Below are 13705 nucleotides of genomic sequence, written 5' to 3'. Positions count from 1 at the left end.
TTCTCCTTTAAATTAAAATAAAGCCTCATCCATTTCTTTTGAGATAGGTAAGTTTAAAATTTTAAGCACACTTGGTGCTATATTACTAAGCCCCATGCCTTCTTTAAGCTTTTCTACTCCTTTAGCTTCGACAAAAGCAAAAACATCAAAGGTTGTGTGATTAGTGAGCATATTTTCTTTTTCATCCCTCATCGCTTCACAGTTTCCATGATCTGAAGTAATAATAAAAGCATAATCATGCTCTCTTGCTTTAGCAATAACCCTACCTAAACACTCATCTACACATTCAACCGCACTAATCGCAGCTTCAAAATCACCCGTATGTCCTACCATATCACCATTTGCAAAATTTACTACGATAAAATCCATACCACTTTCTATACCCTTAAGCACCTCATCTGTGACTTCTTTAGCACTCATTTGAGGTTTTTCATCGTATGTTTTTACTTTAGGACTTGGAATTAAAATTCTTGTTTCATTGCATTCTAATTCTTCTTTTCCCCCATTAAAGAAAAAGGTTACATGAGCGTATTTTTCTGTTTCAGCTGTGTGAAGTTGGCTTAAATTTGCATTAGCTATCACAGAAGCTAAAGTATTATTTAACTCTTCTTTTTCAAACATCACAGGTAGTTTAAAACTCTCATCATACAAACTCATAGTAATGGCATTTTTTATAAGCACTTCTTTTGGAAATTCATTAAAACTTTCTTGGGTTAAAGAAGCGACTAATTGACGCATTCTATCATTTCTAAAATTGATAAAAATCACACCATCTTCAGCCTTAATTCCATCAAAGTTTTGACTAATAACTGGGGTTAAAAACTCATCTGTGATATTTTCATCATAGTTTTTTTGTATAAATTGCATAAAATCATCACACTTTGGTGCCTTAGCAAATAAAGCATCATAATAAGACTTAACCCTATCATAGCGCTTATCTCTATCCATAGCATAAAATCTTCCCGATAAAGAAGCAAAATTAACCCCTTCTTTTTCGCAAAATTCCTGTAAAGATTTTATAAATTCTAAACCCGAATTTGGAGGACAATCCCTACCATCACTAATTGCATGTGCAAAAACTTCTTTATTTTCTTGCTTACAAATTTTTAAAAGTGCATTAAAATGTGTATGCATAGAATGCACCCCGCCATCACTATAAAGCCCTATAATATGCGCTCTTTTGCATTTTTGCAACAATTCTTTTAAAGCCTTATTGTCTTTTAAAGTGTCATTTTCTATGGCTTTATTTATCTTGACTAAATTTTGATAGATTATGCGTCCACTACCTATACACATATGCCCTACTTCGCTATTACCCATTTGACCTTCAGGTAAGCCAACTGCCAAGCCACTTGTTTTTATCAAAACATTAGGGGTATTTTCAAAAAGCTTATCATAAGTTGGCTTTTTAGCATGAAAAAAAGCATTATAGTTTGAATTTGTATTATGTCCTATACCATCTGTGATTATCAAAATACATTTTTGACTCATTTTTTACTCTTTTTTATAATTTATTTATGTGATTTTACTAAAATTATGCTTTTAAAAAACAAATACAAGGTTAAAATTTTGTTTTATCTTACAGAATATACAAATTATATGTTTTTTTCTTATATTAGCGTGCGTGCTGGTTTTGCATTTTTTATTGCTTTGTTTTTGAGTTTGTATTTAATGCCAAAATTTATCAAATGGGCTCAAAACAAAAAAGCAAATCAACCTATTTATGAATACGCTCCACAATCACACCAAGCTAAATCTCATACCCCTACTATGGGTGGGCTTGTTTTTATCTTTGCTACTATCATAGCAAGTGTTTTAAGTGCTGATTTAAATAATAGTTTTGTAATCGTTGGATTATTATGTTTAGTATTATTTTGCACTATAGGCTTAGTTGATGATTTGGGGAAAATTTTAAAAAAAGACAATCACGCAGGATTAAGCCCAAAAATGAAACTTCTAGGACAATTTAGCGCTGCTTTTATTTGTGTTGGATTATTATATTTATTTGATATAAATACTGAATTTTATTTACCTTTTTACAAACATGCTATTTTTGATGGTGGTATGTTTATGTTGTTTTTATGGATTTTAGTTATTATATCAAGCTCTAATGCTGTAAATTTAACCGATGGGCTTGATGGTCTTGCAACCGTGCCTTCTATATTTTCTCTTTTAAGTCTTGGTGCTTTTTTGTATTTAAGTGGAAATGCTATTTATAGTTCTTATTTATTTTTACCTAAAATTCAAGGTCTAGGAGAACTTGTGGTAATAAGTGCGGCTTTAGTTGGTGCGCTTATGGGATTTTTGTGGTATAACTGCTATCCTGCACAAGTTTTTATGGGAGATAGTGGGAGTTTAAGCATAGGGGCGTTTTTAGGCTATCTTGGCATAGTAAGTAAAAATGAAATTTTACTTTTACTGATAGGCTTTGTATTTGTTTTAGAAACTATTTCAGTGATTTTACAAGTAGGAAGTTTTAAAATCTTTAACAAAAGAGTATTTAAAATGGCACCTATTCATCATCATTTTGAAAAAATAGGTTGGGTGGAAAATAAAATCATTGTGCGTTTTTGGATGATAGCCTTACTTGCAAATATTATTGCATTAATTAGTATAAAGTTAAGATAATGAAAATTTCACTTTTTGGATACGGAAAAACAACTAAAGCTTTTGCACAGCGTTTTGGAAATTGCGATATTTATGATGATCATTTTACAAGTATAAGTAAAGATGAATTTGGCAATACACTTTTACCACCTTGTGAATTTGATCCTTTAAAAAGTGACTTAGAAATTCCAAGTCCTGGCTTTCCAAATAATCATTCTCTCATACGGCAAGCAAAAAATTTAAGCAGTGAGTATGATTTTTTTTATGATGGCATGCCAAAAAGTGTTTGGATAAGCGGAACAAATGGCAAAACCACCACCACCCAAATGACACATCATCTTTTAAAACATATCAATGCACAAATGGGAGCAAACATAGGAACTCCTTTAGCACAAATGGATATTAGTGCTAAATTATGGATTTTAGAAAGCTCATCTTTTTCGCTTTTTTACACCAAAGTAGCTAAACCTGAAATTTATGCACTTTTACCTATCACACCTGATCATCTTTCTTGGCACAAAAGCTTTGAAAATTATGAGCGAGCAAAGCTTAGTGTGCTTGAAAGAATGAATGAAAATGATGTGGTAATTTTACCTAAAAAATACGAGGCTTATCCAACTCATGCTTATGTTATAAGCTATGAAGATGAGCAAGATTTAGCTAAAAAAATGCAAATTGATTTAGAAAAAATTCATTTTAAAACCCCATTTTTGCTTGATGCTCTTATTGCCTTAAGTATAGAAAAAATCATACTAGATCGTTGCTCTTATGAGCTTTTAAACGAGTTTAAGATAGAAAAAAACAAACTTGAAGAAATATTTGATCATAAAAATAGACTTTGGGTAAATGATACTAAAGCAACTAATCTTGATGCTAGTTTAGCTGCTCTTAAACGCTATAAGGATAAAAAAATTCATCTTATCATAGGTGGGGATGACAAGGGAGTGGATTTAAGCGCTTTATTTGTTTTTATGAAAGAGCTTGATATAGAGCTTTATGCCATAGGAAAAAGCACCAATAAAATACTTGATTATGCTAAAAATGTTAATTTAAAAGCACATTTTTGTGAGTTTTTACCTAAAGCGGTAGAAAAAATCAATCAAAACTTAACTAATGATGAAGTAGCCCTACTAAGCCCTGCTTGTGCAAGCTTAGATCAGTTTAAGTCTTATGAAGAAAGAGGAGATCTTTTTAAAAAATGTATTCAAGAATTAAGCTAAATCTTTTTGAATGCAAAATTTTAAAAACTCACATAAATTTATAAATTTATTGCTTGGTTCTTTATTTTTATGATAAATCAAGCAAAGCTCTCTTGAAATTTTAAAATTTTTTAATCTTACTTCAAATAAACTTTTAGCTTCGAGCTCTTCTTTAACACTAAATTTAGGTAAAACTGCTAAAAATTTACCTTTTTTAGTCAACTCTTTTATCATAGCAGTTGAGTTTAACTCATAAACCAAATTAAGCTTTACATCTTTAGGCAAAGCATTTAAAAACACTTCTTTTGCACCTGAACCTTGCTCACGACTTAGCCATTTAAAATCCTTTAATTCATCTATGAAAAATTCTTTTTTGAAGTCATTTTTACTCACCACAATAAGCTCATCATCACAAATTTTAATCTTTTTTATATCCTTATCTTTGCAAATCCCTTCAATCAAACCTATATCGATTTCTTTATCTAAAATATCTTTGATAATATTTTGACTATTATCCAAAGACAAATTTAATTTGATATTTTCTGCCTTTTGATCCAAAAAAGTTCCTAGTAAATAAGTACCTACATTTTGACTAACTTTCATACTTATTTCATAGCTTTGATCATCTTGCATTGCTTTTTCTATGCGTTCAAATTCTAAAATCAAAGGAGTGATTTGTTTTAAAAACACTTTTCCTTTTTCATTTAAACTTAAAAATTTAGCATTTCTATCAAAAAGCTTGGTGTTTAAACTTTTTTCAAGTTCAAATATAGCTAAAGACAAAGCAGATTGAGTTATATTTAATTCTTTAGCACAAGCTCTTAAATTTAAATTTCTACACAAGGCTTGAAAATATTTTATTTGTTTAAAAGTCATAAGCACTCTTTTGATAAATATTTTTAATCATTATATCAAATAAAATTAATTTTACTTATCACAAAAAAATCATTAAGATTACAAAAAACAAAAAAAGGAAAAATTCATGCATAAAAATATATATAAACATAGAAAATTTGAAGCTTTTTTACTGCTTTTTACTCTTGCTTTTTGTGCTTTTGCTATTTCTGAGCTTAATTTTTTTAAAAATCTTGGAATTTCAGCTTTAATCATAGCCGTGATTTTAGGAGCTTTAATAGGAAATTTAGCTCATCAAAATGCAAATTTACTTAAAAAATCAGGAGTTTTAAACATAGCAACAAAAGAAATTTTGAGACTTGGAATTATACTTTATGGCTTTAGAATTACTTTTAATGATTTAGAAAAAGTTGGATTAAATGGAATTTTATTAGCATTTTTAGTGGTGTTTTCTACCTTTTTTATGGGACTTTTGTTAGGAAAATTCTTCAAACTTGATCTTAAAGAAAGCATACTTATAAGTAGTGGCTCAAGCATTTGTGGAGCAGCTGCTGTGATGGCTAGTGAAAGCATTGTTAAAGGTGGCTCTGCTAAAGTTGGCGTAGCAGTTTGCACTGTGGTTGTGTTTGGAACTTTAGGGATGTTTTTATATCCTTTGGCTTGGAATTTAGGTTGGTTTGATTTTTTTAATTTAAAGCAAATAGGGTATTTCATGGGAGCAAGCTTGCATGAAGTTGCACATGCTGTTGCAGCAGGTGAAGCTGTAAAAGCAGGAGATGGTGCTGTCATAGAAAAAATGATGCGTGTTTTAATGCTAGTGCCTTTTTTGATTTTCTTAAGTCTTTTTTCATTGAAATTTCTAAGTAAAAATAATGAAAAAATCTCCATTAAAGCAAATATTCCTTATTTTGCTTTGTGGTTTTTATTTGCATGCGGTATTAGCTCACTTGAAATATTAAATACAGATTTTGCGCTTAACTATATAAAACCAAGTATACAAACTATAGACACACTTTTGCTTTCTATGGCTATGGTAGCTTTAGGAGTAAATATCCATAAAAATGTTTTAAAAAATGCAGGTTTTAAACCATTTTTAATGGCATTTTTTCTTTTTATATGGTTAATCTTTATATCAATTAGTTTTATTTTATTATTAAATTTATAAATACATGAAAATTCTTCATGTATTTATTTTATAATCTTTAATCAAAATAAATTAATGTTAGCGAATCAGCAATAAAGGTTTTTTAGCCTTAGTTAAAATATCATTTGTCAAACTACCAAATAAAATACTTTTTACCCAGTGATGTGAGTAAGCCCCCATGATCAATAAATCTATATCATTTTGCTCACCAAAATCAAATAAAGCTTGAGTAATCTCTCCATTTAAATATTGAGTTTGCACATTTAAATTTGCTTCTTTAAAAATTTGACTTACTTGAGCTAATAATTCACAAGAAGCTTTTTCATCTTTAGATACATTTACTACATAACGCTTTGCTTCTTTAAAAATAGGTCTTTTAATGGCTTGTTCTATAGCCTTTTTAGCTAAATTACTCCCATCATAAGCCATCATTACACTTTTAATCTCTTTAAAAGCAGAATTTACAAGCAAAATAGGCACATTTAAAGCTCTTACTAATTCTTCTGTATGAATGCCTATTTTATTTTTCTTACCTCCGCCTTTTAAACCTGCTATGGCTAACCTTATTTGATCATTGTATTCTTTTAAAACCTCTTCTAAATCTCCATCTCTTTGCACACTAAAGCATTCTTTTACGCCTTGTTCTTTTGCGTAAGCACAAAATTCTTCTAAAATTCTTTGCCCTTTTTTGCAAAGATTTTCATTTTTTTGACTTTGCTCTTCTACTAAATCTTCAATCACACATCCACTAGCGCCTATGCCAAAACTACAAGCTAATTCAGCATTAGTAAAATTTGGTTCTATAGTATATAAAAACATTAAAGGCAAATCTAGCTTTTTAGCTAAATACACCCCATAATGCAAACTTTCCCTACAAGGCTCTAAAACATCTACACAAACTAGAATTTTTTCCATTTAATATCCTTTTGTAGTATCAATCTTGCGCTTTTTGCGCTATTAAAACACCTTCTATGATTTTTTTAATATCTCCATCTAAGATATTATCAACCTGTGAAAAAGCTTCATTTGAGCGTGTATCTTTAACTTGTTGATAAGGAAAAAGTACATAAGAACGGATTTGATGACCCCAACCTATCTCACTTTTTTCGCTTGAATTTGCTTCATCTTGTTGTTTCATAAGCTCAAGCTCATAAAGGCGTGATTTTAACATTTTAAAGGCTGTGGCTTTGTTTTTGTGTTGGCTTCTATCGTTTTGACATTGCACTACTATACCACTTGGCATATGAGTTATGCGCACTGCTGATTCAGTTTTATTAACATGCTGTCCACCCGCTCCGCTTGCTCTATAATAATCAATCCTTATATCTTTTTCTTCAATTTCTATTTCAATATCATCATCAAGTTCAGGTGAAACCATCACACTAGAAAAACTCGTATGGCGACGCCCTGCACTATCAAATGGAGAAGTTCTTACTAAACGATGAATGCCATTTTCAGCTTTTAAATACCCATAAGCATTTTCACCTTTTACTAAAAAGCTAACATCTTTAAGCCCTGCTTCTTCGCCTTCTTGAAAGTCAAGTGTTTCCACTTTAAAACCTTCTCTTTCACAAAATCTCAAATACATCCTATAAAGCATGCTAGCCCAGTCATTACTCTCCGTTCCACCTGCTCCTGGGTGAATAGAAACTATGGCATTTTTACCATCATTTTCTCCACTTAAAAGCATAGAAATTTCAAGATTTACAATAAGATCTTCTAGCTTGTTTGCATCTTCAAATAAAGCTTCTATAGTATCTAAGTCATTTTCACTATTAGCAAGATCAAAAAGCTCGCTTGCATCATTTAAAGCATTATTTGCATTTTCATAATTTTTAAGTAAATTTGAAATTTTAGTTTTTTCTTTACCTATAACGCCTGCTTGTTTTACATCACTCCAAAAAGAAGGGGAATTTTCTAAATTTTCTATTTCTTTTAATCTTGTTTTTATCTCTTCAGGCTTAATAATAGAAGCGATATTTCCAACTTTGTTTTTTAATTTTTTTAAAAGTTCGCTGTATTCGTAATTATCCATAAAAATTTTCTTTCTAATTTTGATATAATTTAATCTTATAATTTTAGCAAAAAATAAAACATTTAAAGTGAGAAATATGCCAAAACTTTTTTTAATATCTTTAGGTTGTAATAAAAATTTAGTTGATAGCGAAATCATGCTTGGAAGATTAAGTGATTATGAAATTTGTGATGAGCCAAGCTTAGCTGATGTTTTGATTGTAAATACCTGTGGCTTTATAGATAGTGCTAAAAAAGAAAGCATAAATGCGATTTTAGACTTACACGAGCAAAGAAAAAAAGATTCATTGTTAGTTGTAACAGGATGTTTAATGCAACGCTACCGCGAGGAATTAATGAAAGAACTACCTGAAGTTGATCTTTTTACCGGTGTGGGAGATTATGAAAAAATTGATGAAATGATACTTAAAAAAACTAATCTTTTTTCAAATTCTACTTACTTGCAAGATAAAAATACCAATCGTGTAATCACAGGATCAAACTATCATGCTTTTATCAAAATAGCTGAAGGGTGCAATCAAAAATGTTCATTTTGCGCTATACCAAGTTTTAAAGGCAAACTTAAATCAAGAAGCTTAGAAAGTATTATAAATGAAGTAAAAGAGCTTGTTAAAAAAGGCTATAAAGACTTTTCTTTTATTGCTCAAGATACAAGTTCGTATTTGTTTGATCAAGGTCAAAAAGATGGACTTTTAAAGCTTATTGAAGCTATAGAAAATATCCAAGGTGTAAAGGCTGCTAGAATTTTATATCTATATCCAACAAGTATTAGCAAAGAAGTGATAGAAAAAATCATTCAATCAAAAGTTTTTGTAAATTATTTTGATATGCCTTTACAACACATCAGTGATAATATGCTTAAAATCATGAAACGCGGAGCTAACAAAGCTAAATTAATCGAGCTTTTAAATTTAATGAAACAAGCCCCAAATTCATTTTTACGCACAGGTTTTATAGTAGGACACCCAGGAGAGAGTGATGAGGACTTTGAAGAATTATGCGCTTTTATAAAAGAATTTGGTTTTGATAGAATTAGTGTTTTTGCTTATTCTAAAGAAGAAGATACCGCAGCTTTTGAAATGGAACAAATTCCTAATAAAATCATCAATGCAAGATTAAAAGTGATAGAAAAAATTGTTGATGAGTGTATAGAAAAAAGCTTTAATCAACAAGTTGGTAAAAAAACCTTAGCATTTTGTGAAGGTCAAAGCTCTGAAGGAGAATTTTTCATCGGTGCAAAAGATTTGCGTTGGGATAGAAATATTGATGGAGAAATTCTCATCAATGAAAGTGATTGTGGAGATTTAGAAATGGGCGAGCTTTATGAGTGTGAAATCACGCAGAGCTTAGATAAAAAACTCATTGCAAAAGCCTTAAGAAAGTTTGATGATTGATAGCAAATATTTAAATCATTTAAAGCAAGGGAAAAATCTTTTAGCATTTTCTCATGGGAGTGATTCTAGTGCTTTATTTTTCATGCTTTTAGAAAAAAATATAGATTTTGATCTTGCTTTTATAAACTACAAAACTCGCAAAAATAGCGATAAAGAAGAGCAAAGTGCTAAAGAATTAGCCAAGCGTTTTCATAAAAAAATTTACATCAAAACCGCACCCAAGATAACAAAAAATTTCGAAGCTTGTGCAAGAGCTTTGCGTTATGAATTTTTTGAAGAACTTTGCAAAAATCACTCTTATGATAATCTTTTACTAGCTCATCATTTAAATGATAAACTAGAATGGTTTTTAATGCAATTTTCCAAAGGCGCAGGGCTTAGAGAATTACTTGGTTTTAAAGATATTGAAAAAAGAAAATATTTTACTATCATAAGACCCTTGCTTGAAATTCCAAAAAAAGAAATTTCAAACTACCTAAAAGAAAACAATATCACTTATTTTCATGATGAGAGTAATGATGATGAAAAATATTTTAGAAATTTCATACGCAAAAAATTTGCTAATGAGTTTTTAAAGCTTTATCCAAATGGAGTAAAAAAGAGCTTTAAATACCTAGAAAAAGACTTAAAAGAAGAAAATATTTGTGAATTTAAAAATATTTACATTACTCATAAAGATGAAAGTTTAATCGCAAAATGCTTTAAAAAACTTGGAGTACTTTTAAGTGCTAAACAAAGACAAGAAACTTTAAAAGGCGATGGAGTAATTTCGCATAAAATAGGCATTGTTTACATACAAGAAAAAGTTTTGATTTTTCCTTTTGTAAGTTGTGAGAAAATGCCAAAAGAATTTAAAGAAATTTATAGAAAAACAAAAATCCCTAAACTCTTAAGAGCATATTTATACACAAAAAATATTGATGTAAAAGAACTTATGCAAGCTCTTTTATGATTTCTTCAAAAAGTTCTTTTACTCTTGTTTCTAAAAAGTCTTTAAATTCAGCACTTGTAGCTTCAGCACGCATGATAAGATATGGACTTGTATTAGAAGCACGCAAAAGCGCCCAGCCTTCTTTAAAGGTAATTCTAACTCCGTCAATTTCATTACAATCAAGCACATTTTCAAAAGCATTTGCTTTTACTTTTTCTTTAAATTTTTCTATGATTTGAAATTTATTTTCTTCACTAACCTTAAGTTTAATCTCTTCACTTGCATAAAGTTTTGGTAATTCTTTAACTAATTTTTCTATATCAAAACCATTTACCAAAAGCTCTAAGGTTCTTAAAAATGCATAAATTCCATCATCATAACCAAAATATCTATCTTTAAAGAAAATATGCCCACTAAGCTCTGCTGCTATGTCGATATTTTGCTCTTTCATCATTTTTTTAATATTAGAATGTCCAGTCTTACCCATCATGATAAAACCAAATTTAGCTACCTCATCAAAAAGGTTTTTAGAACATTTTACTTCACCTAAAACTCTAGGATTTTTTATATTTTTAGCAAATAAATAGCAAAGCTCATCGCCCTTAAATACATAATCTTTACTTGCAACCACCAAGCGATCTCCATCTCCGTCAAAAGCAAAGCCCATTTTTGCATTTTCATTTTCTTTTAGCGCAACTTGCAATGCGTGTAAATTTTCAAGCTCTGTTGGATCGGGCGCGTGATTTGGGAAATTTCCATCAGGATTTTCAAATAAAATTTGTGCATTAAGATTTAATTTTTCCACCAAAGGCTTTATAATCACTCCAGTAGCTCCATTTGCACAATCAATAATGATTTTTTCTTTATAGCCCTTAAGATGTGAAAAATGTTTAGCTAAAAAGTCTATGTATAAGCTTTTAATATCATAATTTTCATATCTTAAATCATCATTGATTTCAAGTTCTAAATACTCTTGCACTTTTAAAGAAAGCTTTTTCAAATCAGCACCAAAAAAACTTTCTTTATTAATCGTTATTTTAAAGCCATTGTATTCTTTTGGATTATGCGAACCTGTTATCATGATATTTGCATCAAAAATATCATCAAAAAACAAGCTAAAATACCCCATAGGAGTTGGTGCTAAGCCTATATTGAAAACTTGCATATTAGCTTTATTTAAACCGCTGATTAAATAGTTAAAAAGTTCATTTGCACTATATCTTGCATCATAGCCTACGCTTACTTTCTCACAACCCCTTGATTTCATTTCTAAACCCAAAGCATAGCCTATGGCTTTTACACTTTTTTCATTTAACTCACTTGGGTAAAGCCCTCTTATATCATACTCTCTAAAAATCAAATCTAACATTTTAATCCTTTTGTCTTCTAAGTTCTAATTTTGCTTGTTTTAAACTTTCTTCTATGTTTTCATTTTTACTTGATAAACAAAGTTTAATTTCTAACTTTACATTTTGTTCTTTAAATTCAAAACAATATTTTTGCATAAAATTTTCAAGCATTTGAAGCTTGCTTTGCACAAAGGCTATATTTTCATTTTCAAATACAATAATAAAATAATCCTTATCATCTTTAAAAACCCTAGCATGTAAAGCTTTTTTTAAAATCCTAGCAAATTCATGCATTATAAACTCGCCCATTTTTGAGTCTTTTTGATGATAAATTTCATTGATATTTTTTACTTCAATCAAGGCTAAATGAAAATTTTCAAGTCCTTGGGCATATCTTCTTAAGGCCTTTAAATTTGGCAAATTGGTTAAAGTGTCAAAAAAGGCTATTTTATAAGCTTTATACACTAAAAATCCTATCAACACCAAAGAAGCAAATTCATAATAACCCAAATCAACACTATTGTAAAATAAAAATTGCACGCTCAAGCCCATATAAGCTAGCAAAAAATGAAAATCATTATTTTTAAAATATGAAAATAATAAAAATATCATTCCTACCCAAAATACACAAAAGCTTAACTCACTAATAGGCTTAAAAAATTGCGTTGAAAGGCCGAAAATTTCACTTGTAATGCTTGCATTAAAATTAGTACTTGTGCTAAGTATTAACGCTACAAAACCCATAAAGGCTAAATACGCAAATTTAATAAAATTAATTCTTTCAAAAACAAGCTTACTATCTTGCAAAAACACAAAAAGCACAAAAGAAAAAGGTAAAAATACCGAGATAAACAAATGCGCTTGATATTCACTTGCCACTAAAGATAAAGCCCTAGCACATAAAATCAACAAAAGCAAGAAAAAAATCTTATTTTGCTTAAAAAAATAAGCTAAAAATAAAGCTAAAAATTCCAAAACAAAACTAAAAGAAGGTAAAAAAGATAATAAAACTAAACTCAATCAAATAACCTTAATTTAAAAATAATTTTAAAAATTATACAACAATTTTGAATTATTTTTTTAATACATATTATAAGTAAAATAAAAATAGAAATTAAAATAAATATGCCTGAAATATGCTTAGTAAAAAATAATGTAATTTATCTTAGATAGTTAAATTTCAAAGCAACAAATGATAACACGAAAAAACTTTTAAAATAAAACTTTACGAAATTAAAAAGCTAATAAATATATTAAAATCATTAAATTATTTTTATTTAAATTTTGCAATTTCATCTTGTATGGTTTGATTTATCTCAAGTAGCTCTTCATAATTTTTTTTATTTTTTTCCAAAAGTTCATCAAATTTAAAGCCAAGCATAACGATGCGATATAAATTAGGTTTGTATTTTCTCCAATTATACAAAGTGCTAACATCAATATCTAATTCATATGCCATATCGCGTTTGCTCTTTTTTGCCATAAGCTACCCTAAATTTTTAAATACTTATGGGCTGATTTTACATTAAAAATTCTTTATTAAAAACAATTGAAATATTCTATGTTTTATTTAATTAATATTGATTATTTCAATATTAATTAAGCTAAATTGTGGAATAATTCAAGTTATCTTAAGTTAAGGAGTGAAAGAATGGATGCTACAAGTTTATTTTTATCAATAAAAAATAAATTACCAAAAGAATATGGGTCTTTTAGAAAAAGAATAAGTCGAGGATATAAATATTCTGATCCTATTATGTCAAATGAAGATTTAAAAAAGAAATTTGAAACTTTAAGTTCTGATAAGTTGGATAAAGTATATACAAGACTTCAATACACCAAGCTCAAAAACCCAACTCTAGTCTTTTGGGTTTACAATTTTTTACTAGGTGGTTTTGGTGTTGCAAGATTTTATATAGGTCAAATTGGATGGGGAATTTTTAGATTAGTTTTAACTTTGCTTGCTATGATAATTGGCTTTATTGCTGATTCCTCATATGATTCATTTTGGATAGCTACTTCAAATATAATCAATTATGGTAATTTTGGTATTTGGTTTATAGATTTGTTTATAGTTGGCGTATTGCTTAGAAATCAAAATCTTGAAAAAATTAACTTAATTATAGACGATATAAAATCTTAGTATATTTGTGGAAGAAAATATTCTCAATTTTTACTTATTTAAGGAGATA

The 13705-nt window shown here is 29.0% G+C and carries 13 protein-coding genes; 6 read left to right on the top strand and 7 right to left on the bottom strand.

Annotated elements, in window-relative coordinates:
• Positions 1-12: 12 nt before the first annotated feature.
• Positions 13-1491: a 2,3-bisphosphoglycerate-independent phosphoglycerate mutase gene (gpmI, locus tag L8U04_RS03940; RefSeq protein WP_263709495.1), complete on the bottom strand. Its 1479-nt coding sequence runs from the start codon at positions 1489-1491 to the stop codon at positions 13-15.
• Between the two features lie 78 nt (positions 1492-1569).
• Between gpmI and mraY the strand changes: the two genes are divergently transcribed.
• Positions 1570-2628, top strand: a complete 1059-nt coding sequence (mraY, locus tag L8U04_RS03935) for a phospho-N-acetylmuramoyl-pentapeptide-transferase (protein ID WP_263664790.1) — start codon at positions 1570-1572, stop codon at positions 2626-2628.
• On the top strand, positions 2628-3827 hold the full coding sequence (gene murD / locus L8U04_RS03930) for a UDP-N-acetylmuramoyl-L-alanine--D-glutamate ligase (RefSeq protein ID WP_263709494.1): 1200 nt from the start codon (positions 2628-2630) through the stop codon (positions 3825-3827). The genes mraY and murD overlap by 1 nt, the downstream gene beginning before the upstream one ends.
• Here murD and L8U04_RS03925 read toward each other — a convergent pair.
• Positions 3819-4682 (bottom strand): LysR family transcriptional regulator, encoded by an 864-nt coding sequence (locus tag L8U04_RS03925; RefSeq protein ID WP_133319600.1) that lies wholly within the window; start codon positions 4680-4682, stop codon positions 3819-3821. The genes murD and L8U04_RS03925 overlap by 9 nt on opposite strands.
• Positions 4683-4788: 106 nt before the next feature.
• Between L8U04_RS03925 and L8U04_RS03920 the strand changes: the two genes are divergently transcribed.
• Positions 4789-5826, top strand: a complete 1038-nt coding sequence (locus L8U04_RS03920; protein WP_133319601.1) for a YeiH family protein — start codon at positions 4789-4791, stop codon at positions 5824-5826.
• 57 nt (positions 5827-5883) lie between these two features.
• On the opposite strand, the gene L8U04_RS03915 is transcribed toward L8U04_RS03920, so the two are convergent.
• On the bottom strand, positions 5884-6720 hold the full coding sequence (locus L8U04_RS03915) for a universal stress protein (protein ID WP_133319602.1): 837 nt from the start codon (positions 6718-6720) through the stop codon (positions 5884-5886).
• A 19-nt stretch (positions 6721-6739) separates the two neighbouring features.
• On the bottom strand, positions 6740-7840 hold the full coding sequence (gene prfB, locus L8U04_RS03910; RefSeq protein WP_133319603.1) for a peptide chain release factor 2: 1101 nt from the start codon (positions 7838-7840) through the stop codon (positions 6740-6742).
• 76 nt (positions 7841-7916) lie between these two features.
• Here prfB and rimO point away from each other — a divergent pair, with 76 nt between their 5' ends.
• Both rimO and tilS read left to right on the top strand, forming a co-directional pair.
• Positions 7917-9233, top strand: coding sequence for a 30S ribosomal protein S12 methylthiotransferase RimO (gene rimO / locus L8U04_RS03905; protein ID WP_220566799.1), 1317 nt, complete (start codon positions 7917-7919; stop codon positions 9231-9233).
• Positions 9223-10185: a tRNA lysidine(34) synthetase TilS gene (gene tilS, locus L8U04_RS03900; protein ID WP_263709493.1), complete on the top strand. Its 963-nt coding sequence runs from the start codon at positions 9223-9225 to the stop codon at positions 10183-10185. Before rimO ends, tilS begins: the two co-directional genes overlap by 11 nt.
• Here the strand turns inward: tilS and L8U04_RS03895 are convergent.
• The 3 genes from L8U04_RS03895 to L8U04_RS03885 all read right to left on the bottom strand — a co-directional run bounded on the left by L8U04_RS03895 (position 10166) and on the right by L8U04_RS03885 (position 12996).
• Positions 10166-11533, bottom strand: a complete 1368-nt coding sequence (locus L8U04_RS03895) for a phosphomannomutase/phosphoglucomutase (protein ID WP_263660689.1) — start codon at positions 11531-11533, stop codon at positions 10166-10168. The genes tilS and L8U04_RS03895 overlap by 20 nt on opposite strands.
• Position 11534: 1 nt before the next feature.
• Positions 11535-12533 (bottom strand): hypothetical protein, encoded by a 999-nt coding sequence (locus L8U04_RS03890; RefSeq protein ID WP_133319607.1) that lies wholly within the window; start codon positions 12531-12533, stop codon positions 11535-11537.
• Between the two features lie 253 nt (positions 12534-12786).
• A complete protein-coding gene (locus tag L8U04_RS03885; RefSeq protein ID WP_039662706.1) occupies positions 12787-12996 on the bottom strand; it encodes a hypothetical protein in 210 nt (69 codons plus the stop codon).
• A 168-nt stretch (positions 12997-13164) separates the two neighbouring features.
• On the opposite strand from L8U04_RS03885, the gene L8U04_RS03880 reads away from it, so the two are divergent.
• Positions 13165-13656, top strand: a complete 492-nt coding sequence (locus tag L8U04_RS03880) for an NINE protein (RefSeq protein WP_220566796.1) — start codon at positions 13165-13167, stop codon at positions 13654-13656.
• Positions 13657-13705 lie beyond the last annotated feature (49 nt).

The sequence above is a fragment of the Campylobacter sp. IFREMER_LSEM_CL908 genome (assembly GCF_025771545.1).
GTDB classification, from domain to species: domain Bacteria; phylum Campylobacterota; class Campylobacteria; order Campylobacterales; family Campylobacteraceae; genus Campylobacter_D; species Campylobacter_D lari_D.
The sequence above is the reverse complement of the archived record's forward strand: the minus strand, read 5'-3'. Positions and strand labels throughout refer to the sequence as shown.